At 41.9% G+C, this 24,491-nt stretch carries 20 protein-coding genes; 16 read left to right on the top strand and 4 right to left on the bottom strand.

The annotated features are described in order from the left end of the window. Window positions 1-231 precede the first annotated feature (231 nt). The 11 genes from DP117_RS18635 (at window position 232) to DP117_RS18585 (ending at window position 9,713) form a co-directional block, all read left to right on the top strand. Window positions 232-1,839 carry an FAD-dependent monooxygenase gene (locus tag DP117_RS18635; RefSeq protein WP_169219770.1) on the top strand — a complete coding sequence of 536 codons (1,608 nt, stop codon included), beginning with the start codon at window positions 232-234 and terminating at the stop codon, window positions 1,837-1,839. Window positions 1,840-1,982: 143 nt separating this feature from the next. Further along, entirely contained in the window at window positions 1,983-2,657 is a 675-nt protein-coding gene (locus DP117_RS18630) for a glutathione S-transferase family protein (protein ID WP_169219769.1), read from the top strand. Between the two features lie 57 nt (window positions 2,658-2,714). Beyond that, window positions 2,715-3,971 carry a cytochrome P450 gene (locus DP117_RS18625; protein ID WP_169219768.1) on the top strand — a complete coding sequence of 419 codons (1,257 nt, stop codon included), beginning with the start codon at window positions 2,715-2,717 and terminating at the stop codon, window positions 3,969-3,971. 97 nt (window positions 3,972-4,068) lie between these two features. After that, window positions 4,069-4,440, top strand: coding sequence for a VOC family protein (locus tag DP117_RS18620; RefSeq protein ID WP_169219767.1), 372 nt, complete (start codon window positions 4,069-4,071; stop codon window positions 4,438-4,440). A 109-nt stretch (window positions 4,441-4,549) separates the two neighbouring features. Beyond that, window positions 4,550-5,812 (top strand): cytochrome P450, encoded by a 1,263-nt coding sequence (locus DP117_RS18615; protein ID WP_169219766.1) that lies wholly within the window; start codon window positions 4,550-4,552, stop codon window positions 5,810-5,812. An 84-nt stretch (window positions 5,813-5,896) separates the two neighbouring features. After that, window positions 5,897-6,115, top strand: coding sequence for a peptidoglycan-binding domain-containing protein (locus tag DP117_RS18610; protein WP_169219765.1), 219 nt, complete (start codon window positions 5,897-5,899; stop codon window positions 6,113-6,115). A gap of 77 nt (window positions 6,116-6,192) precedes the next feature. Next, complete coding sequence (locus DP117_RS18605) at window positions 6,193-6,411, top strand: peptidoglycan-binding domain-containing protein (protein ID WP_169219764.1); 219 nt, start codon at window positions 6,193-6,195, stop codon at window positions 6,409-6,411. A gap of 77 nt (window positions 6,412-6,488) precedes the next feature. Continuing rightward, window positions 6,489-6,707 (top strand): peptidoglycan-binding domain-containing protein, encoded by a 219-nt coding sequence (locus DP117_RS18600; protein ID WP_169219764.1) that lies wholly within the window; start codon window positions 6,489-6,491, stop codon window positions 6,705-6,707. Between the two features lie 151 nt (window positions 6,708-6,858). Further along, complete coding sequence (locus DP117_RS18595; RefSeq protein WP_169219763.1) at window positions 6,859-7,323, top strand: hydrogenase; 465 nt, start codon at window positions 6,859-6,861, stop codon at window positions 7,321-7,323. 141 nt (window positions 7,324-7,464) lie between these two features. Beyond that, window positions 7,465-7,974, top strand: coding sequence for a RidA family protein (locus DP117_RS18590; protein WP_248277712.1), 510 nt, complete (start codon window positions 7,465-7,467; stop codon window positions 7,972-7,974). A gap of 92 nt (window positions 7,975-8,066) precedes the next feature. Beyond that, window positions 8,067-9,713 (top strand): MFS transporter, encoded by a 1,647-nt coding sequence (locus DP117_RS18585; RefSeq protein WP_248277711.1) that lies wholly within the window; start codon window positions 8,067-8,069, stop codon window positions 9,711-9,713. Between the two features lie 45 nt (window positions 9,714-9,758). Here DP117_RS18585 and DP117_RS18580 read toward each other — a convergent pair whose 3' ends face one another. Further along, window positions 9,759-10,616 carry a PhnD/SsuA/transferrin family substrate-binding protein gene (locus DP117_RS18580; protein ID WP_169219762.1) on the bottom strand — a complete coding sequence of 286 codons (858 nt, stop codon included), beginning with the start codon at window positions 10,614-10,616 and terminating at the stop codon, window positions 9,759-9,761. A gap of 228 nt (window positions 10,617-10,844) precedes the next feature. Between DP117_RS18580 and DP117_RS18575 the strand changes: the two genes are divergently transcribed. Continuing rightward, window positions 10,845-11,750 carry a DUF3365 domain-containing protein gene (locus DP117_RS18575; RefSeq protein WP_169219761.1) on the top strand — a complete coding sequence of 302 codons (906 nt, stop codon included), beginning with the start codon at window positions 10,845-10,847 and terminating at the stop codon, window positions 11,748-11,750. A 306-nt stretch (window positions 11,751-12,056) separates the two neighbouring features. Here the strand turns inward: DP117_RS18575 and DP117_RS18570 are convergent, their stop codons facing one another. Then, entirely contained in the window at window positions 12,057-14,273 is a 2,217-nt protein-coding gene (locus tag DP117_RS18570; RefSeq protein WP_169219760.1) for a caspase family protein, read from the bottom strand. 1,200 nt (window positions 14,274-15,473) lie between these two features. On the opposite strand from DP117_RS18570, the gene DP117_RS18565 reads away from it, so the two are divergent. Further along, window positions 15,474-16,673 (top strand): sigma-70 family RNA polymerase sigma factor, encoded by a 1,200-nt coding sequence (locus tag DP117_RS18565; protein WP_169219759.1) that lies wholly within the window; start codon window positions 15,474-15,476, stop codon window positions 16,671-16,673. A gap of 98 nt (window positions 16,674-16,771) precedes the next feature. Next, window positions 16,772-17,953 (top strand): DUF1822 family protein, encoded by a 1,182-nt coding sequence (locus DP117_RS18560; protein WP_169219807.1) that lies wholly within the window; start codon window positions 16,772-16,774, stop codon window positions 17,951-17,953. Window positions 17,954-19,019: 1,066 nt separating this feature from the next. On the opposite strand, the gene DP117_RS18555 is transcribed toward DP117_RS18560, so the two are convergent. Beyond that, window positions 19,020-19,826, bottom strand: a complete 807-nt coding sequence (locus DP117_RS18555) for an inositol monophosphatase family protein (RefSeq protein ID WP_169219758.1) — start codon at window positions 19,824-19,826, stop codon at window positions 19,020-19,022. 66 nt (window positions 19,827-19,892) lie between these two features. Then, window positions 19,893-21,314 (bottom strand): BCD family MFS transporter, encoded by a 1,422-nt coding sequence (locus DP117_RS18550; RefSeq protein ID WP_169219757.1) that lies wholly within the window; start codon window positions 21,312-21,314, stop codon window positions 19,893-19,895. A gap of 561 nt (window positions 21,315-21,875) precedes the next feature. Here DP117_RS18550 and hemC point away from each other — a divergent pair. Further along, window positions 21,876-22,847, top strand: a complete 972-nt coding sequence (gene hemC / locus DP117_RS18545) for a hydroxymethylbilane synthase (protein ID WP_169219756.1) — start codon at window positions 21,876-21,878, stop codon at window positions 22,845-22,847. Between the two features lie 193 nt (window positions 22,848-23,040). Continuing rightward, the gene (glgA, locus tag DP117_RS18540) at window positions 23,041-24,489 is read left to right on the top strand and encodes a glycogen synthase GlgA (protein ID WP_169219755.1); all 1,449 of its coding nucleotides are present in this window, start codon (window positions 23,041-23,043) and stop codon (window positions 24,487-24,489) included. Window positions 24,490-24,491 lie beyond the last annotated feature (2 nt).

Here is a 24,491-nt window from a genome sequence, read left to right as displayed (position 1 = left end):
GCAAAAACCCTTTTAAACTCTCTTAACTTCGTGCTCTTTGCGTCCTATGTCCTTCGGACACGCTAGCCCCTAAGGGGGCGCTGCGCAAACGCTAATGCGGTTTATTTTTTCATTATTTTGCGTAAGTCCTGATTTCTTTCTTCTGAATCAAGAATTGCAGAATTGCTGAATTCTTCTTCAAACTGACAACTGAGTGATGAGTTCAAACAAATAACTTTGGGCTGAAAACAAATGACTTTAGAAAACAATCTAGAAACAGATGTACTCATAGTAGGTGGCGGACCTGTTGGCTTAGCAATGGCAGTAGAACTACGCTACCAAGGTATAGATTGCATCCTTATAGAACAGACCGACGGAGTTGTGACTGACCCCAAAGTCAGTACAGTCGGACCACGATCAATGGAATATTGCCGCCGTTGGGGAATCGCTCAACAGATACGTGATGCAGGTTGGCCGAGTGACCACACTCTAGATATTGCCTGGGTGACCTCTGTCGGTGGACACGAAATATACCGAGTTCATTTTCCTTCTTATGCTGAGCGATCGCTACCTGACTACTCACCAGAAACAGAGCAAGTCTGCCCACAAAACTGGTTTGCTCCTGTGTTCCAGAATTACCTGGGAGAATATCCACACGGAGTCATTCGCCTGCAGCATTGCTTAGAGAGTTTTGAGCAAACTCCTGAAGGTGCGATCGCCAAAGTGACAAACTTGCAAAAAGCAACAACACAACTCATTCATGCTCGATACATGGTAGCTTGTGATGGTGCCCGCAGTGCAGTACGTAAAGCTTGTGGTGTTGATGCTCCCACTTTTCACGACACCCAGGTGTTTCAGAGTGTGGTGTTCAAAGCACCAGAGTTGGCGACTGTGATGGGAAAAAACCATGCAATGGTTTATTATTTAGTCAACCCAATTCTTCAAGAACCACTCCGTGCAGTAGACGGGGACTCACTTTATCGTCTGATTTTGAAGCCAAAAGAAGACGGGAGTGTGCGTGATGCTGAAGAAGCTATCCGCGCCGCTATATCAATAGATACCCCTTTTGAAATTGTTTCTAACGTTCCGTGGCGTCTCACTCACCGAGTTGCAGACCATTTTCGAGTTGGAAATATCTTCTTCGTTGGTGACAGTGCCCATACACTCTCCCCTTCTGGCGGTTTTGGTATGAACACTGGTATCGGTGATGCTGCTGACTTGGGCTGGAAATTAGCTGCTACCCTCAAAGGCTGGGCTGGTCCGGATTTGCTCAACAGTTATGAAATTGAAAGGCGTCCCATTGCAGTGCGAAACCTCCAGGAAGCGAACGCCAACTTGCAACGCACCCAGAAACGTGCTATTCCTCCAGTCATTATGACCGACAGCCCAGAAGGTGAACAAATCCGCCAAGAGATGGCTATTGGTATGGAACGCAGTGGTGTGAAGCGCGAGTTTGAAGCGCCTGGTGTTCACTTCGGGTTTCGCTATGAGTCCCCTGGTATAATTCCTGATGGTACACCTCCCAGCGATGACGCCTTCGAGTGGAAACAGAGTAGTTATCCTGGTTGTCGCGCACCCCATGCGTGGTTAGAACAAGGGTTATCTACTTTGGATTTGTTCGGTCGCTCTTTTGTGTTGATGTGCTTTGACTCAACACAGAAAGTCGAAACATTAACAAAGGTTTGTCAGGACAAAGGAGTACCCTTGATAACCAAGTCCATCGATAACCCGGAAATTGGCAAGCTTTATGAGCGTGCTTATGTTTTGGTACGTCCTGATGGACATGTTGCTTGGAGAGGTGACAGCCTACCTGAAGACTCAGAGGCGCTGATTGACCGAGTTCGAGGAGTTTTTAATTAGAATTCGTCTCACAGTTTTCAGTTATCAGTTAATCCCTATGCCTGTTTGCTTTTCGCTGTTGCGAATACAAAACAGAACCAGATGCATAAATTCATTTGTTCTCCGGTATGGATAACTATCAACCGATAACTGAGAACTGAGTCATGAAACTATATTACGCTCCTGCATCATCTTATTCCCAACGAGTCCTCATCGCCCTGTACGAGAAGGGAGTTGATTTTACAGCGATTCCAGTAAATCTCTTTGACCCCAAATCCCGTGAAGAGTATATGCAAATTAACCTTTTTGCCAAGATACCTACCCTAGTAACGGACAAAGGAAATGTGATATTTGAGGCTAATATCATCATTGAATACCTTGACCAACATTTTCCAAATACATCCCGCCTGATTCCTGTTGATTCAGAACAAGCTATAGAGGTGCGGATGCTGGAACGGATGATTGATGTATACATCAACAGTGGACGGGAAGCCCTGTTTGCTGATACCCAGCGTCCGGTTGAGGAACGGGGCAAAAAAGAAGTTATCAAAGCAAAACGGTTATTGGAAACGGCGATCGCCATGCTTGATGAAAAACTGGCAAGTCGTACCTGGCTAGGAGGTGAAGAGTTTACGATCGCTGATTGTGCTGCTGCTCCCACTCTCGCTTACCTGCGTATGGTTTACAACTACAAACACTTTCCCAACTTGACAAATTACGTCAGACGTTTGGAGTCAAGACCATCAGTAGCACAAGTTTTCAACTCTGGACGCGACCAAATGACACAGATGTTGTCCCAACTGCGCAATCCACTGCAACTGGTGCCATTGGAAAATTAGTAAAGGGACGCTACCCCTACTAACGTTTCATTAAAAACTTTTTCTTGGAGATAAAAAATGACTAGTTCAACGATTGAAAGATTAAACCCGTTTATAAAAGAAGTTATCCAAGACCCCTACACAGTCTACCGTCGCTACAGAGAAGAAGACCCCGTTCATTGGGGGGTATCGGCGAATCCCCAATTGCCGGGTGCCTGGTACATCTTCCGTCATGAAGATGTGATGAAAGTTCTTGAAGACAGGAGATTTGGTCGCGAGACCTTGAACGAACGAGAAGACGTTGAAACCACGCCAGTGCCAACAGCATATAACGCCTTCCTGTCTTTGGTCAGTAACTGGATAGTCTTTCGGGAACCACCCAATCACACACGGCTAAAATCGCTGGCTAGCAAGGCATTTACCCCAAAAATTGTCGAAAACATCCGTCCAGCCATCTACGAAATCGCAGACAATCTGTTGGATCAAGTCCAGAACCGTGGTGAGTTGGACTTGGTTGAGGAGTTTGCTTTCCCTCTGCCAACTAAGGTGGTTGCTATTATGCTAGGTGCTGATCCCGAAGATTTGCCATTATTCCGTCAATGGGCACTAGCCATGCAACAAGCCAGCGCCTCCCGTTTGAAACCACCACCACAAGTCTACGAACGTGCAAACGAGGCTGCCCAAGCATTCGTCGATTATTTCACTCCTTTAATCACAGAACGACGTGCTAATCCGCGCGAGGATCTGATCTCGGCTTTAGTCAAAGCTGCTGATGAGGGCGACAAACTGAGCAACTTTGAGATCGTCGCCACTTGTACCCACCTGTTGACCGCAGGACACGAAACCACAATTAACCTAATTGCCAAGGGGACACTGGCGTTACTCCAGCATCCAGAAGCACTCAAAAAGTTACGCTCCCACCCAGAACTTATCCCTGCGGCAGTAGAGGAGTTCGTCCGCTACGACACGCCAATCCAGATGGTAACACGCTGGGCTTATGAAGACGTTGAGGTCGGTGGCAAGTTGATTAAGCGCGGGGATAGCGTGGGGGTGATGCTTGGCTCAGCCAACCGAGATCCCAGCCAATTCAAGAACCCTGATGTTTTGGATATACAGCGTCAAGAAAACAAACACAGTGCCTATGGCGGCGGTATCCATTACTGCCTTGGTTCGTCGCTAGCCCGTGCCGAGGGTCAAATCGCCATGAATGTTCTACTCAATCGTTTGCCTGAGCTTCGTTTGGCAGATCAAAAAATTAAATGGGCAAACAACATTATATTTCATGGTCCTAAAAATTTGCACGTTAGCTTCAGACCGCCTGTGGCAAATGCATGATAATTTGATGCTTTTTCTCATTCCCAGCGTTCACTGGGAACGAGAAAGATTCATAAAACTTAATTTAATGCAAACAAAATTTCAATCAATTACACACATGAGTATCATACAAGGTTTGACAAAAGCCATTCTTTATGTAAGAGACATAGACACACAAACAAACTTCTACCGCGACCAGTTGGGGCTTGAGGTTAAATCCTTCAAGAGTATAGAAGGACGCAGCGATAAACAATGGGTGGAGTTCGCGACGGGTGAATGTACTCTGGTGCTACACGGTAATTTAGAGCCACAACATGGTAAAGATAGACCCAAGCTGGCATTTCACGTTAATGATTTTGAGACTGCTTACAAAACACTCACAGAACGTGGCGTGAAACTGGGTGCTGTTCGTTCTCCCTCGCCTAGTCTCAAAATTGCTGAAGGTGCTGATCCAGAAGGCAATCCATTCACCATTGATTGTCAGGAGTAAATCACGATTAGTACAACTAGTACAACAAGGTACAGGAAATCCAACCTATACATTAGCTGAAAAACTTTACTGAGTAAAAAACTCTCATAAGTTATGAGGAATGAAAACAATGACTGAACAGCATTCAATACCCTCTGAAAAGAAAACTTGCCCCCATATCTCAGAAGAGTACCAACCTTTTGTTAACCCACAACTTGATGACCCTTATCCATTTTATAAGCGTGCTAGAAGTGAAGAGCCAATATTTTACAGCCCATTGGTGAATGCTTACGTTCTGACCCGATATAATGACGTTTTGAGTGTACTCAAAGATCCAATACGATTTTCTTCAGCAAATAGCCTCCAGACTGTTGGAGACTATCCTCCAGAAGTGATTGAAGTGTTGCGTCAAGGCTTTCCCTTTATTTCTTTGATTAATAGCGATGGCGAGCAACACAAACGCTTTCGCGATCCTTTTCTTAAAGTGTTTGCATCAGAGCGGCTTGTCGTTGTAGAAGATTCCATTCGTGCGATCGCCAACAGGTTGATAGACAGTTTTATCAATGATGGTCATGCGGACATTGTATCGCAATTTGCTCATCCGCTACCGCTTGAGGTCATTCTCACTATGTACACTGTCCCCCTAGAGAAAATGGCAGAAATCAAGGAGTGTGGTAATAGCACGTCAGCTTTGTTCTCAACACCGTTAACAAAAGAACGCCAGATCGAATGTGCTCAGCGCTATGTTGCTTTACAGCACTTCCTTGCAGATCTGATTGAAAAACGACGGATTGCACCAGGTAACGACTTGATTAGTGAGCTACAAACTAGTGACCTTAACACACCAGAGTTAACGTTGCTTTTATGTGAGATGATCATAGCAGGACATAAAACGACTGCCAGTCTGATTGGGAAATCGTTAAAACTTTTGCTGGAAAACCCTAAGATATGGCAAAGTCTGTGTGACGATCCATCACTCATTCCTGTTGCGCTGGAAGAAGTACTTAGGTATGATACTCCTGCCCAATCAATGATTCGCGTTACCACTCAAGACGTTTCTCTTTCAGGTGTCACCCTACCTAAGGGTACTCGTGTTCTTGTACTCTATGGTTCCGCCAACCGCGATGAAAGTCAGTACACTCATGCTGATGACTTCAATATTGAACGTTTCCAACAGACACCTGTTAACCATCTTGCATTTAGTCATGGATTCCATCACTGTACAGGTTCGAGTTTAGCTCGTCGGGAAGGACGGATTGCTCTAGAGACATTGTCTTTGCGCTTACCTAATTTACGACTTTGCCCCAACCAACAACTAACCCATATTCCTACATTGCTAGACCGTGGTTATGCAAGCCTCGAAGTGGAGTGGGATATTCCTCAACAACCTTAACTTAACAAAGTTAAACGGTTCGTTTGCATATTTTTCAAACTTTCACCTCTATTAAGAAATATCACATCAAAAGGAGAGACAACAATGAGTCAACCCCCAATCCTAAAATCCGGTTCTACTGGTGCAGATGTCGAACGCTTGCAAGGCGAGTTATCCCAACTGGGATACGAAGTTGCAGTGGACGGCGTATTTGGTGAGGCGACTGAAAATGCCGTGAAAAAATTCCAAAAAGACAATAACTTAACTGTCGATGGAATCGTTGGACCACAAACAGGAAGACAATTGGGCGCTGCTTTAGCGTAACCCACGCTTGATCGCTTGCATATTTATCAAACTTTCATCTGTATTAACAAATATCACATCAAAAGGAGCAAACTTCAATGAGTCAACCCTCAATCCTACAATCTGGTTCTACTGGTGCAGATGTCGAGCGCTTGCAAGGTGAGTTATCCCAACTGGGATACGAAGTTGCAGTTGACGGCGTATTTGGTGAGGCGACTGAAAATGCTGTCAAGAAATTTCAAAAAGACAATAACCTAACAGTTGATGGAATCGTTGGACCGCAAACAGGAAGACAATTGGGCGCTGCTTTAGCGTAACCCACGCTTGATCGCTTGCATATTTATCAAACTTTCATCTGTATTAACAAATATCACATCAAAAGGAGCAAACTTCAATGAGTCAACCCTCAATCCTACAATCTGGTTCTACTGGTGCAGATGTCGAGCGCTTGCAAGGTGAGTTATCCCAACTGGGATACGAAGTTGCAGTTGACGGCGTATTTGGTGAGGCGACTGAAAATGCTGTCAAGAAATTTCAAAAAGACAATAACCTAACGGTCGATGGAATCGTTGGACCGCAAACAGGAAGACAATTGGGCGCGGCTTTAGCGTAACCCCAAGTGGATGGGATCGTTAGATTCCAAACTGGTCAAAAATTAAGCGGTTTTCCTGCATAACTTAAATCTGATAACAACGTGGGTTGACTCCTCAACCCGTGTTGTTTTGTTTTTATTTAGTTACAAAAACAACTAAAGATGGTCTAACATGGATAGCATTCAAAGTCAAGAGTTTAAACACACACTTCTCTGGCATGGTATTTTTATCTGTCTATTAGGATTTGTTGCTGGTCTATTCTTACCCTTGTATGCGAATCCACGTACAGGGCTTGCTACTCATTTGCTCGGAATTACACAAGGAATCTTCTTAGCAGTTATTGGTTTGTCTTATCCACAACTCAAGTTACCACTTTGGGTTGCTAGAGCAAATGTTTGGATGCTTCTGGTTAGTGCTTATGTTGGTTTGATTGCGGAGTTTTTGGCTGCAGTGTTTGGCTTAAGCAGGATGTTTCTGATTACTGCGATGGGATTGCCCGAAGGTATTCCTTGGCTAGAAACTAGTACCGAAATAGCTATCAAAGGCATAAGTAGCTTTATCCTCTTGAGTTGTTTGATTGTTCTGTTTGGCTTAAGGAAAACTCAAAGTAGTTCCACTTCGCTAGAAGAATCTTAAGCCATGACGATGCCATACCAAAATCATGATAATCTTTTTCAGAAAATTCGATTTTAACTCAAGCAAAATAAGGAGTAACGTCTTATTTCCAGAAAAGTCTATTGTTTTTTTTGACACTTGACACTTTTTAGGAAGAATTTAATGAATTTTTTATTTTCATTAATGACTATCATTTTCTTGGGTACTGCTTTTAGTTATAGTATTGAAGCTAGAGAATCAAGACTTAGCCAAAATCATCGAAAAATGCCATCTTCCCCAGATTCTGATTATGTCGAATATCTAACCTCTCCTGAAACAACATCTATGAATCTTCCTTTTTCGGAAGCAGTACGTGTTGGTAATATGCTTTACCTTTCAGGAGTGATCGGAAACATACCTGGAAAGAAACAGCTTGTCAGTGGTGGAATTAAAGCTGAGACAAAACAAACTATGGAGAATATGAAACGTATTCTTGAGAGGCATGGGTCATCAATTGACCAAATTATAAAATGTCAGGTGATGCTTGCAGATATGAAAGAGTGGAACGCGATGAACGAGGTTTATCTCAGCTATTTTTCGGCATCTCGACTGCCTGCCAGAAGCGCATTAGGAGTAAATAGTTTAGCTTTAAATGCACGAGTGGAAATTGAGTGTATGGCAACAGTCAAATAAATGATAATAATCCCAAACCATCATTTCAATTATTATCGAAACTCAAAAAGAAAAACTAAAAAAAGTTATGAATTTTTTCAAGAGTCAGAAAAATGAGTAATCCAAGAATGCAAAATCAATCAAACAATGGGGCAAATATCTTCAAGGATAAGAATTTTTACGTCATCAATTTTGTGACGTTAATGGCAATTCTTGGGGGAACTATTTTTAACCCGACGCTACCAACGATACAAAAATTTTTCCAAGTTTCAGAGGAACAAGCGGCATGGGTAGCGACACTTTTTCAATTACCTGGAGCTTTTATTACTCCCGTATTTGGAGTTTTAGCTGACGTTCTTGGCAGAAAACAAATCCTGGTTCCTTCGCTTTTAATATTTGCCTTAGGTGGAACTTTAAGCGGCTTGGCTTCTAGTTTTAGCAGCCTTTTGGGATGGCGATTTTTGCAAGGGGTTGGTACTGCGAGCCTAGAATCTCTACAACTTACCATTATCGGCGATCTTTATCATGGGAGAAAGCTGGGTGCTGTGATGGCATTTAATGCTAGCTTAATTGGTATTAGTTCAGCACTTTTTCCGTTAATTGGTGGGTTTTTAGGGGTATTTAGTTGGAGATATCCGTTTTTATTATCACTACTTGCCATTATCGTGGCATTTTTGGTACTAACAATATTAAGATTGCCAAGACGACCGCAGAACACAGAGAATTTTCAACTCAAATCTTATCTACAAACAACCTGGAACAGTATTAACAATCGTCAGGTACTTGGGCTATTGTTTGCGGTGATGTCTGTGTTTATGCTGCAAACTGGAACTTGCTTAACCTTTCTACCTTTTTTAGCAGCAAATAAATTTGGTACATCGGAAGCTATAAATGGTATTCTCCTGACTTGTATGTCGCTGTCTTTAGCAGTTGTTGCTTCCCAATTAGGACGGTTGCTGCGAAATCTCTCAGAAATCAAGCTCATCAAACTCTCTTTTCTTCTGTTTGCTGTTGGGCTATTAATTGTTCCTCTTGTTCCTAACATTTGGTTGCTATTTATCCCAATTTTTCTACTGGGTGCAGCCCAAGGTATGGCGCTTCCATGTTCTCAAGCACTCTTAGCAGGGCTTTCTGCACAAGAATCTCGCGCCGGATTTATGGCGGTGAATTCAACACTTCAATCATGGGGACAAACACTTGGTCCTTTATTAGGAAGTCTTGCTATTAGGTTCTGGGGACTACAAGCAGTCTTTTATACTAGCGCCGTTTTTTCCCTTATTGGATTCGCAATCTTTAATTATTTCGTAACAAGTAAAATCTTCGATTTCACTGCCAAAACCATACAGATACAAGTTCCACCTCATCAGATTTCAATTAATAGCGAAGAACCAACTTTGGCTCCAGAGCCTACATTGCCAACAATTTTACAACAACCTGTTGCACAACTCTTCCATGTCCAAACGAATAGGGTGATTGAGTTACCGGAACATTTTCAGGTTATTAATATTGGCAAGTCCAGTAACCGTCTTATCCCTGAAGTTGATCTTTCAGATTTTCCCGATTCTGGAGTTGTCTCACGGGTTCACGCTCAGATTTGTTACGATGGAAGCGAATACTATATCCAAGATTTGAACAGTTCTAACGGCACTTACATCAATAAGTACCCAATGATACCAGGAATTTGGTATAAATTAAAATCAGGTCTTCAAATTACTCTTGGTCGGCAAGATGCTTTTGCGTTCATATTTCAGATTGATTAGTATAAAAAAGCAGATATAGTGTTTTTCCTTGTTGCTTTGACGAAATCAAAACAAACGAACAGGTTTGGAATTAAGACGCTCAGCAATTGATGTTACCTGCTTAATCACGGGAATTATATCTTGATATTTGGGTGGTTCTGCATTTGGTATATATCCAACGTCTTGAACCAAATTAAGAGGAGCGTCTTTCATATAATTACGAATCAACTCTTGACGATTGGTATCAATATCTGGTCCAATCAAAACAGCACCTGGTGGAATATTTTGAGAGTCAGCGAATAAGATGCGAAACTCTGCTGCACCTAATTTTATCCGATAAAAATTAAATTCTTCCAACGAAATAGCGCCAGCAGCAGCTTTTCCTTGTACCACTAATTCAAGTACTGTTCTTGGTGTAGGAGCAAATATGATTTCTGCCAATGTTAAACCAAGAAGATTGCGCAGTGGAAAATAATATCCAGTGACAGAACCTGGTTGACCTAGGGCTACTATTTTACCCTGTAAATCTTTCAATTGTTTCAAAGGACTGTTTTTGCGTACAATAAATATTGCTCGTGAATTGCCCTCTACTTGGAGAGGGAACAGTGGTAAATATTGATGCTGAGCACTTGCAATTGTTGCCAAACCTGGAGGAGCAAAGACTAATGACCAAGCACGACGCTGAATACGCTCAATCGCTATCTTCTCATTAAAAGCCGGTTCTAATTGAATAAATGCCCCAATTTTTTCACCTAAAAATTTACGGAACCTAACAAATCGTTCTATGACTTGTTTTGCATCTCCATAGCTAATGACACCAATCACGATTTCAAGTTGTCGATTTGAGATTTCCTCTCCTGCACAAGCCGTGAACAGGAGCAATATTTGTAAAAGAAATAAACGTCGGGAAATTTGAGATGACATCAATAGTTTTTAGTAACAATTTTGTTGATGGACACCTTGTTATTATCCAACAATAATATCTTATGGGAAAGCTTCGTGTCACTCTTCCTGTTATAATTCATACATAATAGACATCTTCAGAAATTAATTATGCGTTATGTGAAACCCTTGTCTTGACCGTACAGCACTGTCTCTACATTGTTTTCCAACAGATGTCTAATAGACAAAATTTAAGCAAAGAGAAAAACCATGAAAATAGGAACTAAAGTTAATCTAATATTAATAATGGTTTTGATCAGCGGTATGCTCATTAGTGGTATTGCTTTATCAAATGTACTTGAAAAAAAAGCAGAGGGTGAGATAAGTTCTAAAGCTGAGATTCTCATGCAATTGGTCAATTCGATGAGAACTTATACCAATGACCGCGTACAACCCTTATTGTTACCAAAATTAGACACTCAAGAGCAGTTCATCCCAGAAGCTATACCAACATATTCCACTAGAGAGGTGTTTGAACTTTTCCGTAAAAACAAAGAATATGCGAATTTTGTCTACAAAGACGCTGCTCCGAATCCAACCAATTTACGAGATAAACCTGATGCTTTTGAAGCTGATATTGTTAAACAATTCGAGAAAGATAAGGCTTTAAAACGGCTGGATGGTTTCCGAACAATGTCCGGAGAAAAACTGTTTTATACTGCTCGACCTTTTGTCATTGAACAACAGAGTTGTTTGCGCTGTCATAATACTCCCCAAGAAGCTCCAAAAAGTCAATTAACAACCTACGGAAAAGACAATGGTTTTGGGTGGAAGCTAAATCAAATTGTTGCAGCTCAAATGGTTTATGTTCCGGCTTCGGCTATTTTGAACAATGCTAGTCGCTCATTGATTCTGATGATGGGAGTTGTAGGGATGATTTTGACAATCATCATTATCGTCATCAATCAGTTGTTGAAAAAAACTGTGCTTGTACGTGTGAGAAAAATTGCTAACGTGGCGGAACAAGTGAGTGTTGGCGATATGAATGCCAATTTTGATAAACAATCTAAAGATGAAATCGGAGATTTAGCAGAAGCTTTCAACAGGATGAAGTATAGTTTGGAAATGGCTCTTAAGATGTTAAATAATGATGATACACATCATCAGAAGAAGTAGATACTGGATTTGACACATAGACTTACAGCGTTTTGCAAGTACATGAGGTACACCCCTCCCCAACCCTCCCCTTACCAAGGGGAGGGTGCTTGAGGTGCGCGGGTGGGGTATTTCTGTACCTCACGAAGTTGAAATCTGCTGTAAGTCAATAGTCAATACGGTTCGGATAAGCACGCTTAACACAAACTCGGTTTCTTGCAGAAACCGGGTTTGTGTGAACAACAATTACGTTAACAGCAACCGTATTGAGACTGAAGTAACCATCAAAAAAATTTTTAAAAATTTTTATTTTGACAATAAATCCTATTAACCAAGCATGCGCCGCTTAAACTCTGAAGCTTGTTTTGGTTCAGGAATCCTCTGTGCTAACTTATTGACAAATTCTGATAAAGAAATTTGTGGCTGAGATTGCAAAACCTGTTTAATAAGAAAATTAGCAATCGGACCAATTGAATAAGCTAACTCGCGCTCGCATTTACTGATAAAATTAGCATCGATTGTTTGATTTTCCTTGTTTGGCGATTGAGCAGACTGGTTTTGAGATGAAACGGTGGATGCTTCTAATAGAGCGATCGCCTGTTTTTCAAATTGTTTTTGTTGCTGTGGTAATAAGTAATTCGCTAAAAGTCTCACTAATTCTTGGCAATTCGCTGCTTGTGCGACAGCTTGTTGTAATATTAAAGATGCAATTGGTCCTATAGATTGCTTGAGCAACTGTTCTAGATTTGTATATTGTTCTGAACTGAGGGAAAATTTGAGTTTGGATTGTTTGGTTGCGGAAGATTCATGAACACCAAGAGTCGAAACAGGTGTAGAACTTGGGGATATGGGGAGTAAATTTTCCTTCTGTTCTTTCTGCTGTTGTTTGTTTCGCTGAACTTCAAAGATTTCTACCCCTGGCAAATCTTGGAAAATTGTGGCTATATTACCAGGTAAGATATCAATAACTGCTTGTGTGCCTGACAACCAGACATGAACGTTGATGCCTTTGGATTGTAAAAGTGTTTTTAACTGAGTCATCCATTTCGCAACTGGTAACCCGACTTGCGGATTTGCTGTCACAAGGGTTTCTAAAAGCGTTTGAGAAAATAATTCTGGCTTCTGAGGAGGCGTTGCAGCAGCAATTATACATTGTCCATGCTCTATCTCACATTGCAAATCTTCTATCCAATTCTCCACAGAAGTTGAAATAGAAGAATCTGAGACAATGAAATCTAAAATAATGATTTGTTGACTTTTTTGAGCGCGGCGTAACTCTTGTCTCAACCAAGAACGACTCAGGCGCACTCCATCACCTAAAATTAACCAGGCTTCTCCATCTTCGATTTCTTCGATCTGCCCGCGCAAGTAGAATAATGATGTCGGTGGATTTCTGGCTATCCCACATTGTGAGGAAGATTTGATTTCTGATTCACCACGCCAACGAGTCAATCCTTGGATTGTTCCACGTATTTCTGACCAATTTTTGCCTTTTTGAGGAAAGTAATCTACTTCAAAACCACCAGCACCAGCAAACAATCGACTTAAGTCAGTGGTGGCTTTCTTGTTTGAGAGTCCATCAATGACAACCGCACGTCTTGCTTTTTGAGATTCAGCTTTTACAGATTGGAATCCAACAATTAATTCTCCGACTCCTTCTACAATTCGTTTCGGTGTTTGTAGAGGATACTCTGGATGAAGTTTACTATCTCCACGTTCAAGCTTTTGCTGATTAATCAGACGCAGTTGCTGATTTAAATTATTAATATACTGTAGCGTTTGGCGGTAAACATATTTATAAAGTCTATCTGCTTCAATCAGTCCATGTGAATCAGCGGCTTCACCTAAAAGTCCCTGCATTAAATAGTAAGTGAATAATCCATGTCCTAATTCTGGAAACTCCCAAGACTTTTGTCCTTGATCGCAAGAGAGTAAAGCGCAAAATCCCTTACTTTGAGCAGCACGTTGTCTCAACACATCCATCATTTGTGTTGTGGAATTGAGTGAACTCTCAGAAATGTCTCCATCTCTGGCGCTACCTCTATTTCCTAACAATCTCATGTCCCCACTATGACAAGTGTCTAAACAAACTAACTGTTGGTTGGCGGGACTAGCCCCTAGTATTCGCACGAGATCTTGCATACCTAAGCCTGTAGCCAGCAAGTCATTTTTGTGGGTATCTGCTAAACACAGAACAGACTGCTGAGTATTCGGCTCTAACATTCCATGCCCTGAAAAATATAACAGGATCGAGTCTTGAGATTGAGATTGTGAAACAATTTGTTGCAGGCTCCTACGAATCGTTTCCAAAGTAGGAGGTTGTGGTGCAAAATCATGATGGACAATCACCTCTTTATTAGGAAATCCTTTGGTGGCGCTGCTAAGTGCTTTTCCTAACCCTTGGCAATCTAAAGCTGGATAGCGTAAAGAAGGCAAGTTTTCATCTTGGTATTCATTAACACCTACCAACAAAATCCAAAGCTTGGCTTCTCCTGTTGTGAGTGTATGAGTTGAGTCACTAGAACCAATTCCGAGCGGTGACATATTTATGACTTAATCCTAAAAATAAGTTTAATCTAAGTTTCATGAAAAATTTATGATCAGCCCGTTTCACCAAACTCGTACGAACCTGAATCAGTGATGTCAAGGAGATTGTTTGTCCTTTGCTTAATCTAACAAATTTCTTGTGTTAAGTACTCAGATGAAAGTTTATCAACAAAGAATTCAGTCCTGGCTGAGTCATAATATACAATGTATTCGCCTCACTGGTTTACAGTCCCCGTTCTTGCTCAGCTGATTTGGTGAGTTTTGTTTCATTTTGCACTTGGTATACTCATGAGATACGGTTTTTTCCTGCCAGAATCTAACGTATTTATCCATATTTATGAATCACGTTTTTTTTAGTAAATTACGGAAAATTTTACAAAAATTCATAACAAGCACAGCGAAAACATCAAAGTCATTATTAATACTTCTGATAGACATCTAAAATAAAGTTGGCAGGTAACGCATTGGGACAAAGAAATGGGCGAAACCCTAATAACCCCACGATCAATCGAGGGGCTTTCAGATCAACCAAAGAGGGTTTCGCCCATTTCTCCAGTCGGAACCCCGGTAAGCTCTAAATGTTGTCTAGCAATACTAGTACACAGGGCGCGTGAATAAACCAACCATTCCAAATCAACGAAAAGCTTACAGTATAAGCTTTTTGAATTTTTAATGAACGAATTTTAAAGCAGCGGTACTAGGTGATTCGTGAATAAAAGGAGGGAAATGAGGGGGATAAGAATTTCTCTAGCATCTTGCAGCATTCTCAACAAGACTAAAAAAACCGGGTAACTTAGGCGAAAACAAAGGTAAGGCTTGTGTAGTCATTCTCAAGAAACCCGCGCTAGTTTGACAAGAGTCTAAAATAAGTTATTCAATTCTTTGATTTCATAACTTAAAACAGTACACAGTGAAGGAGTCAGTCGTCAGGAGTCAGTCGTCAGGAGTCAGTCGTCAGGAGTCAGGAGTCGTGACGTCAGTCGTCAGGAGTCGAAAAACTCAATTCTTTATTTCTTCCTTGGTGAATACTGAATTCAGAATTGCTGAATTCTTCTTCAAACTGATAACTGGTAACTGTTAAATAGGAATGCTACAGTACCCTCATTGACTGCATAAGTGTATTTGTCATCTAACTATACATTTATGTGATGATCATTTATCAATTGTTTAGTTGACCATTTATGAGTTGTTAAGTTTATGCGTTCCCGCCAAGGTATTACTGAACTATTTACAACTTTCTTGCAATTCGACGCAGATAAAGCCATTGGTTGGGCTACCGATGCTAAACTACGCCGAAATATGCTTAACTCTCAGGCGCGTCTTTCAGAACCAGAAAATTCGGAAAATTTTTGGGTGACTTATTGGTATAAAATATGGCAAAATCACACAGAAGGTCTGGCACGATCACATTTGTTAGCTTATTTACAAGAAGTATGCTATTGGACGGCTAACAAAACAGTTGTTAATTTTTCTTCTGGACAGTATACTTTATCCGACTGCTTCCAAATGGTCACAACTAGTATAGATAAAGTTTTGAAGGGGTTTAAACCTGATATGGGTTTTCTCCTCAAGAACTACGCCAGTGCAATTTTTAGCAGCGAACTCAAGGAAATGCTGCGCCAACAGAATGAAGTTGATATTTGTAGCAATTGGCGATTGCTGCGGAGGCTGAGTCAAAAACGGTTGGTAGAGTCTTTACAAAATGTCGGACTGAGTGAGGACGCGATCGCATGTTATGTATTAGCATGGAAATGTTATCAGTCTCTCCATGCTCCACAGCAAGCCAATGGGACTCGCAAACTGACAAGGCCAGATGACGCAACATGGCAGGCGATCGCCCAACTTTACAATTTTCAACGCAACACTCAACTGTCAAAATTAGGCCCAGAGTGTAGTGCCCAAACAATAGAACAATGGCTGCTTGCTTGTGCAAAAGCTGCCCGAAACTATCTTTACCCAAACACGACTTCCCTGAATGCGCCAAAAGGGGATGATGATTCTGGGGAATTTCAGGACTTTTTACCACAACTCAAGCAGGAATCGTTACTCACGGAAATTCTTGCTCAAGAAGAACTAGTTGAGCGACACTCAAAGCAATCTCAAATCAATGATGTGTTGCTTTCGGCTTTGAACGAACTGGATAGCGAAGCACAAAATATCATACAACTCTATTATAGTCAGGGTTTAACTCAACAGCAGATTGCAAAACAATTAGGAGTGAAACAGTACACGGTTTCTCGTCGGCTTACCAAGTCTAAAGATTCATTACTGCTCAAGTTTGCGACTTGGACGAAAGAGTCGCTGCATATTTCTCTAAACTCGCAGGTACTTAACTATATAAACACCATTTTAGAGGAATGGTTACAAGCTCACTATAGCCGTTCCTCCTCTGAGTAGGAGAAATAACTATGACATTTGATATAAGTACAAATACTTCAACAAAGTCTACATTGTGGCTAGAAATTCCTAAAGTGGAGCAAACAAAGACAATAACTATGACATTTGACACCGGCGCACATACTTTAATAAACTCTACACATCTGTGGTTAGAAATTCCTGAAGCTGAACAAGCGAAGATTTGGGAGCAAAGCCAAGCTTTTTCAACCTCTAGTCGTCGTTGGGTAGCTTATCTCAACCGCTTGAGCTTGAACACTTTTTTACCTTGGCTTCGGGAAGAATACGCTCAGAATGCGACAGTTTCCCCAAATGTAGCAGCTCACTCAAGCATTTGGGAAGTCGTCAATGGTACAGGTATTTCCTTCGGAACATCACGAATGGTGTTAATCCCCACTGAGGATATTGACTTGAGTGAACTGCGTGTTCCTCAAGAATGGGTGGATATTCCAAGCTGGAGTGCTGATTATTATCTAGCAGTGCAAGTGAATCTGGACGAAGGCTGCATTCGGGTTTGGGGGTATACAACCCACGCCCAACTTAAGAATATGGGAACTTACGATGCAGGCGATCGCGCTTATTGTTTAGATGCAGAGCACTTAATTTCTAATCTTAGCATTCTATGGATGGCACGTCAGATGTGTCCAGAGGAAGTCACTCGAACTGAAACTGCTTCCTTACCTGCTTTGCCACTCGCACAAGCACAAAACTTGCTTTTGCGTTTAGGAAATCCTAGAGTCATATTACCACGCATGGCAGTTCCATTTCAAACTTGGGGAGCGCTCTTAGAACACGGTGGTTGGAGACAACGTTTGTACGAACAACGTCAGGGACAGCAACAACAGTGGTCGATTTTGCAATGGATGCAAACTGGTGTGTCAGATTTTGCACAAACATTTGGTTGGGGAAGTATCGAGTTACAATCTGGTTTGGCAGGTGCGCGGGGATCACAGCAAACAGCAGCAGCTGCGTTACCAACTTTAGTGCGCAGATTAACCATCGCAGGACAACCATATGAACTGCGGGTGCAACCAAAAGGTAAAATAGAAGATAGAGCGTGGCGTTTTGAACTGCGCAGTCAAAGAGGCGAGTTGATACCCAGTGGGTTTAAGTTGCGACTCTTGACTGAAGATTTACAGTCGTTTGAAGGTAATCAAGCGCAAGCCACAACTCCTGTCAGTAAGCTTTATGTTGAAGTGGCTTTTGGTGATGCTGGGGAAGGGTTGGTATGGCAAATAGAGCCGACTCCAGAAGATTATGAATGTGAAGTTTTGTATTTTTAATTGACAGCTTTTGTCTTGCGCATAGACGCACTCGTCGCAAAGAAGAACGCCGCAAAATGTGGTCTAAATTGATTTCAATACGTGAAAACTGCTGTAAATCGTCGAAAACTTCCTACACTAGGACAAATAAACAAGGAATAGGAATTGTTTTCCCACTCTACCGGAAGAGCTTTGCCCTAAAGCGTAGCTGCATGTCTTTTTTTGAGTCAAGCCATAACCATATGATTTTCTTGTTACGACAAAATACAGATTTTTGCTGTCTTAAGAATTGTTAAGATTTATAACTCATGATAGTGGTTTACCATCGCTAAGTTAAGCGAAAAAGAATATAGACATCTTGACTCATTTTTTGGAGGTTGATTTGTGTGGTTTCACCAATGCAAAATACACTTCCGCTCTCACAGTACATGGCCCGCCGAGTCGTTGTTTGCTTTTACAGCGATAAAAGATGGATTCCAATTATGTTTTATTCCTTGGAAGACGCAATTTCGCTGTACTATAAAGCACTACGATTAGGAAAAAAACTTTTTGTGTTTCCATCTAATTGCTATCCTTGTGGAAATCCTAATTGCCCGCGTTGCATATCTCAGCAACAAGGACATTCCTACCTGGAAGTTTTGCACTTACAAGTGCGCTTTGGTTGACGATGATTATTTACAGTACAAAGTTTTGTGCGTGAAGTACAGTGCTGAGATCTAAAAGCCATACAGCCCTTTTTACTCTTAACTCCTGACTCCTGAGTTGTGAGTTGTCAGTTGTCAGTTGTGACTTCTAACTCCTGAGTTGTGACTTCTGAGTTGTCAGTTGTGAGTTGTGACTTCTAACTCCTGAGTTGTGACTCCTGATTTCTGACTCCTGACTTGTGACTTCTAACTCCTGACTCCTCCTGACTTGTGACTTCTAACTTCTGACTTCTAACTTCTGACTTGTGAGTTGTGATTTCTGACTTGTGAGTTGTGACTTCTAACTCCTTGTGAGTTGTGACTTCTAACTCCTTGTGAGTTGTGACTCGTAACTCCTGACTTGTGAGTTGTGACTCCTGACTTCTAACTTCTGATGGTGGCGTTCAAATCTTCAACTTCTCGACAAAGGGAGCAAAAACTGGAATCAATTCTGTTCGACTCACAACTAAAGTCGGGAAAGAACGAGTCGTATAATCTTCTCCTGATATTAAAGGAAATGGCTCTGATTTTAGCGATCGCCAGCTTCCCCCAGCAGCTTGAACAATCACCCAAGCGCCTGCTATGTCCCAAATTTTTGGCGTTGCTTCAATACCACCCAGTGTAGCGCCAGCAGCGACTGTCAAGAAGTTATAACTCGCAACTCCCAACATCCGAATTTTACACGGAAAATCTTTCTCTATGACGGAGGTACTGCGCGAACAGAGGTTGAAAAAGTGATTTCCACTAGGAGAATCTAGACTTGTATGAATAGGATGATGATTGCGAAAAGCCCCAGTAGGGACTTCTAACTTAGAGTTCTCTCCCCAGTAACCATGAAAAGTTTGTCCCAATGGCGGTACACAAACGTAACCAAAAACAGGCGTGCCTTGATACAGTAAACCCAGGGAAATCGACCAAATAGGAATTCCACGAGTAAAGTTAGTTGTACCATCTAAAGGATCGATAACCCAGCACCATTGCGTACCACCGAAAACTTTATCATCCTCTTCGCTCAAGATACCGTAACCAGGAAAAGTAGATGCTATAGCATCTCGTATTTCCCGATCTGCCCATTTATCTGATTGCGTTACTAAACTACCATCTGCTTTTTGTGAAGCTTGTACTTGCCCAAAGTCTTGCATTAACTGTTTTCCCACTCTGGTAGTGGTGGTTTGGGCAAAATCGAGAATTGATGTCCAAAATTCAGTCATACTTTTATTTTCACGCAAAGACGCATTCGTCGCAAAGATTTTTTGCCGTCTTTGCGCGAAACAAAATTAATCAAGTTCGCTTTCTAAAATAGAGGCGATCGCCTGCTTGGCATTTGTCTGAAATTCTCTCACATTTATCCGGTTTAGAAACCAAATTGCCAGCAACAGCAATGCTGTTTCTAGAGCAAAGACGACTCCATAAGCTAACACCAAGTTGGGTAGTAGCTTACGACTCACATCTAAAACTGCACCACCAATAGCCACAGCACTACCTCTGGCGATAGATTGCGCCAGCCCCCAAGCACCAATAAATGTCCCTGCGGTTTCAGCCGCTGTTAGATCTAGCATCAAGGTAACTGCAGCAGTTGTTAGGATACCAGTTGCTAAACCAAATAATAGCAAAGCTAGTTTGAGCAACGCTGGATTCGCAGAAAATCCTGATATTCCAAGCAGTGCTGCACAGAATGCGACTAACAGACAGCCAAGACGTGCAGTTCTTTGCTTACCCAAACGAGGTACAATCAAGAAGCCGGCTATGCTGTAGGCAATCAATATACCAGTACCATAAAACACATTCAACCTAGTACTTTCTGCTAGGGGCATCCGAAAGACCTGACCTGCATATGGCTCTAGAATAGGGTCTTGCATAAACAAGCCCAGTGACATCACGACTAAAAATGTGAAAAATATACTTGTTTGCGGACTAGCTGTTAATATTTGCCAAGCCGTGCCAAGAGTAATGCTGTCTTCCCGATTAGTCACTGTGGAACGAGTAGAATACTGAGAATACTTTTTCTCCACACCAAAGGTTGCTACTATTGCCAATCCAAAGACAATTGTCGGAACGATGAGAAACAATCTGTTAACTGATGCTTGTAATGTTTCGGGAGTTGATTGCTTGAGTAAACTAGAACTAATAATTGCCCCGACAATAATCCCCACCATCAGCATCGACCAAACAACACCGACGACTTTGGAACGGTTGTTTTCTTCCGATATATCAACCAGCAAAGCAGCAAAAGCAGTACCGCTAGCACAAATTGCTAGACCATACAGAGCAAAAATAAAAGCCAGAAGTGCAATCAAGCCGATTGTTTGGGTTGTCCATGCCCACCCACCAACATTATTAACTACAGTGTCCAGTTGCCACAATACCTGCACGGCTAAAAATGAGGCGACAGCAAATATTGCTGCTCCCACCCAGACATAAACTGTGCGATGATAACCCCATATGGGCTTAGCATCAGACATTTGACCAAACCAAACGCGAGAAGGAGAAACAAATAACTGTATTGCTAGCACTGCTCCCACCAGCGTCGCCGGAATCGCTATTTCCTGAATCATGACTCTGTTAAGAACTCCCAGAGTCAGGATAGACATCATACTCAGCCCCATTTGAAATAAGCCAAGCCGAAACATAGTCAGCACATTCACCTTTGGCATCGCCAAGGATTTTGTTGGAGAATCAAATAAATCGCCGCTTGCCATAACTACTTTTTGACTGAGAATATTATGATTCTATTTTTCATTGGTTTATTTAGATGATTATCCAGCGATAAACACAAGCGCTTCTTTGCGCCCAGAAAATTTCATTCAGCAACACTCTTCTCTAAGGTATCTTCCTTACACGTTCTGCCTTTCCTCAGTTTAACCAGTAGACCTCTCCAAAAATGGCTATGAAACCTTTACGGCGCTTGCACTAAAAATCATTTTTGGAGAGGTCTAGTGCAAATGTCGATGACCGACAAAAAGGCTTCGTATGCGCGGCGCACGCTACGCGCTCTAGTATGACAGTTAAAACGCAGTTTATACCTGTGTGGAGTATATTTTGATTATGGTATTTTAGTAGATATAATTTCTACAGTATTAGAACTCAAAAGTCAAACTTTGATTGGAAATTTGAACGACTGGAAGTTCACAGAATTTCATGAAGATACGTAAACAGAACTGAGAATAATCGTGAACTCAAATCGGGCATAAGGCTGATAAGTGTTGGACTGCGGTAGTCTAGATAAAGTCAATTTATCTCCTGGCTTGACATATTTATTTATGACATCTGTTGTTTCCACTTCCCCACGCACAATTCGCATTGGTTCTCGCAAAAGCCAACTGGCTCTGATTCAAACTTACTGGGTACAAGAACAACTCCAGAAAAGTTTTCCTGGTATCTCTTTTGACGTTCATACTATGTCCACCCACGGTGATAAAATCCTGGATGTTGCTTTAGCGAAAATTGGCGATAAAGGATTATTTACCAAAGAACTCGAAGTCGGAATGCTCAATCAGGAGATTGATTTTGCCGTTCACTCTCTCAAAGATTTACCGACTCGCTTACCACAAGGGTTAGTATTAGCAGCAATTACAGAACGAGAAAACCCAGCAGATGCTCTGGTTGTACATGAAAAACATAAAGATAAGCAAATTGATACACTACCAGAAGGTGCTGTCATCGGTACATCTTCGCTACGACGCTTAGCACAACTGCGGCACCATTTTCCTCACCTGCAATTTAAAGATGTGCGAGGAAATTTGAACACGCGTATGTCAAAACTGGATGCAGGTGAATACGACGCGCTGATTTTGGCAGTTGCTGGTTTAGAACGGTTAGGAATGGGCGATCGCATCCATCAAAGTCTACCAAAAGAAATTTCTCTCCATGCAGTTGGGCAAGGAGCTTTGGGAATAGAATGTCGAGAGGACGATAGCGAATTGCTCTCACTCCTCAAAGCGATTGAACATCCCGAAACACGCGATCGCTGTCTTGCAGAGCGAGCTTTTTTACGCGAACTAGAAGGCGGTTGTCAAGTTCCTATTGGTGTAAATACAGAAATCGTTGGAGAGAATTTAACTTTAACGGGTATAGTTGCAAGCGTAGATGGTCAAAAGCTCGTTAAAGATACAGTCACAGGTGTAGCTCAAAATGCCGAACAACTAGGACAAGAACTAGCGCAGCTCTTGCGTCAACAAGGAGCACAAGAGATTTTGGATGAAATCTTTGCTCAGATTCAACGAGGTTCTTGAAACAGTTATCAGTTATCAGTTATCAGTGATTCACTGTGTACTGATAACTGAATCACTGGTTGAGCTTTCCCACGACCAGTATATGTGGTTAGATTGTAGGGTGGGCACTGCGCACCAACACTCTCTGTGTGGGGCATTACCCTACGAGTAATGGAACTATAACCTAGGCAGAATCGAGGGAACACAGATTATCATGCGGATTTTATTTGTAGCAGCAGAAGCAGCTCCGATTGCGAAAGTTGGTGGAATAGGTGATGTTGTCGGAGCACTCCCCAAAATCTTGAGGACAATGGGACATGATGTGCGGATCTTCTTGCCTTACTACGGTACTCTACCCGACAAAATGGAAATTCCCCAAGAGCCAATTTGGCGTGGATTCGCCATGTTCCAAGATTTTGCAGTTTACGAAAGTGTTCTGCCTGGTACTGATGTTCCCTTGTATTTATTTGGACATCCAGCCTTTTCACCTCGGCGAATTTACTCTGGAGAAGATGAAGGCTGGCGATTTACATTGTTCGCCAATGGAGCAGCAGAGTTTTGCTGGAATTATTGGAAGCCAGAAATAGTTCACTGTCATGATTGGCATACAGGAATGATTCCTGTATGGATGCATCAGTCTCCTGATATCACCACTCTTTTTACTATACACAACCTGGCATATCAAGGTCCGTGGCGCTGGTATTTAGAAAAAATTACTTGGTGTCCTTGGTATATGCAAGGACACAACACAATGGCAGCTGCGGTACAGTTTGCAGATAAAGTGAATACTGTCTCCCCAACTTATGCAGAGCAAATCAAGACAGCTGCTTATGGTGAAACTTTAGAAGGATTATTGTCCTTCATTAGCGGCAAGTTGTCAGGTATTATCAATGGTATTGATACAGAAGTTTACGACCCAGCGACAGATAAATACATTGCCCAAAACTTTAGCGCTGATACTTTAGATAAGCGCAAGGCAAACAAAATTGCTTTGCAAGAAGAAGTGGGGTTAGAGGTGAACAGCAATGCCTTTTTGATTGGTATCGTAACGCGGTTGGTGGAACAAAAAGGCATCGATTTGATATTGAATATTCTGGATCGCTTTCTGGCGTATACAGATGCACAGTTTGTTTTGTTGGGGACAGGCGATCGCTACTACGAAACTCAAATGTGGCAACTCGCATCGCGCTACCCCGGACGCATGGCAACTTACCTACTATATAATGATGCCTTAGCTCGTCGCATCTATGCTGGTACCGATGCTTTCCTCATGCCAAGCCGTTTTGAACCTTGCGGTATCAGCCAAATGATGTCTTTGCGTTACGGTTCAGTACCAATTGTGCGTCGTACTGGAGGATTAGTTGATACTGTATTCCATCATGATCCAACAAACCATGCAGGTACAGGTTATTGTTTTGATCGTTATGAACCACTGGATTTATTTACCTGTATGATACGGGCATGGGAAGGTTTCCGTTACAAAGATTACTGGCAACGGTTACAGCAACGTGGAATGAGTCAAGACTTTAGTTGGTATAAATCTGCCAAGCAATACGTGAACCTGTATCGGTCGATTTATGGGTTACCTCCTGAGGAAGAAGAGCAAGCGCCACAGCAGGAGGAGGCGCAAGTTGATGAACCAGTAGCTAGTAGTAAGTCTTGAGG

The organism is Brasilonema sp. UFV-L1, from assembly GCF_012912105.1.
In the GTDB taxonomy this organism is placed as follows: Bacteria; Cyanobacteriota; Cyanobacteriia; order Cyanobacteriales; family Nostocaceae; genus Brasilonema.
Note: the sequence above shows the minus strand (reverse complement) of the source record. Positions and strands in the feature narration are given on the sequence as shown.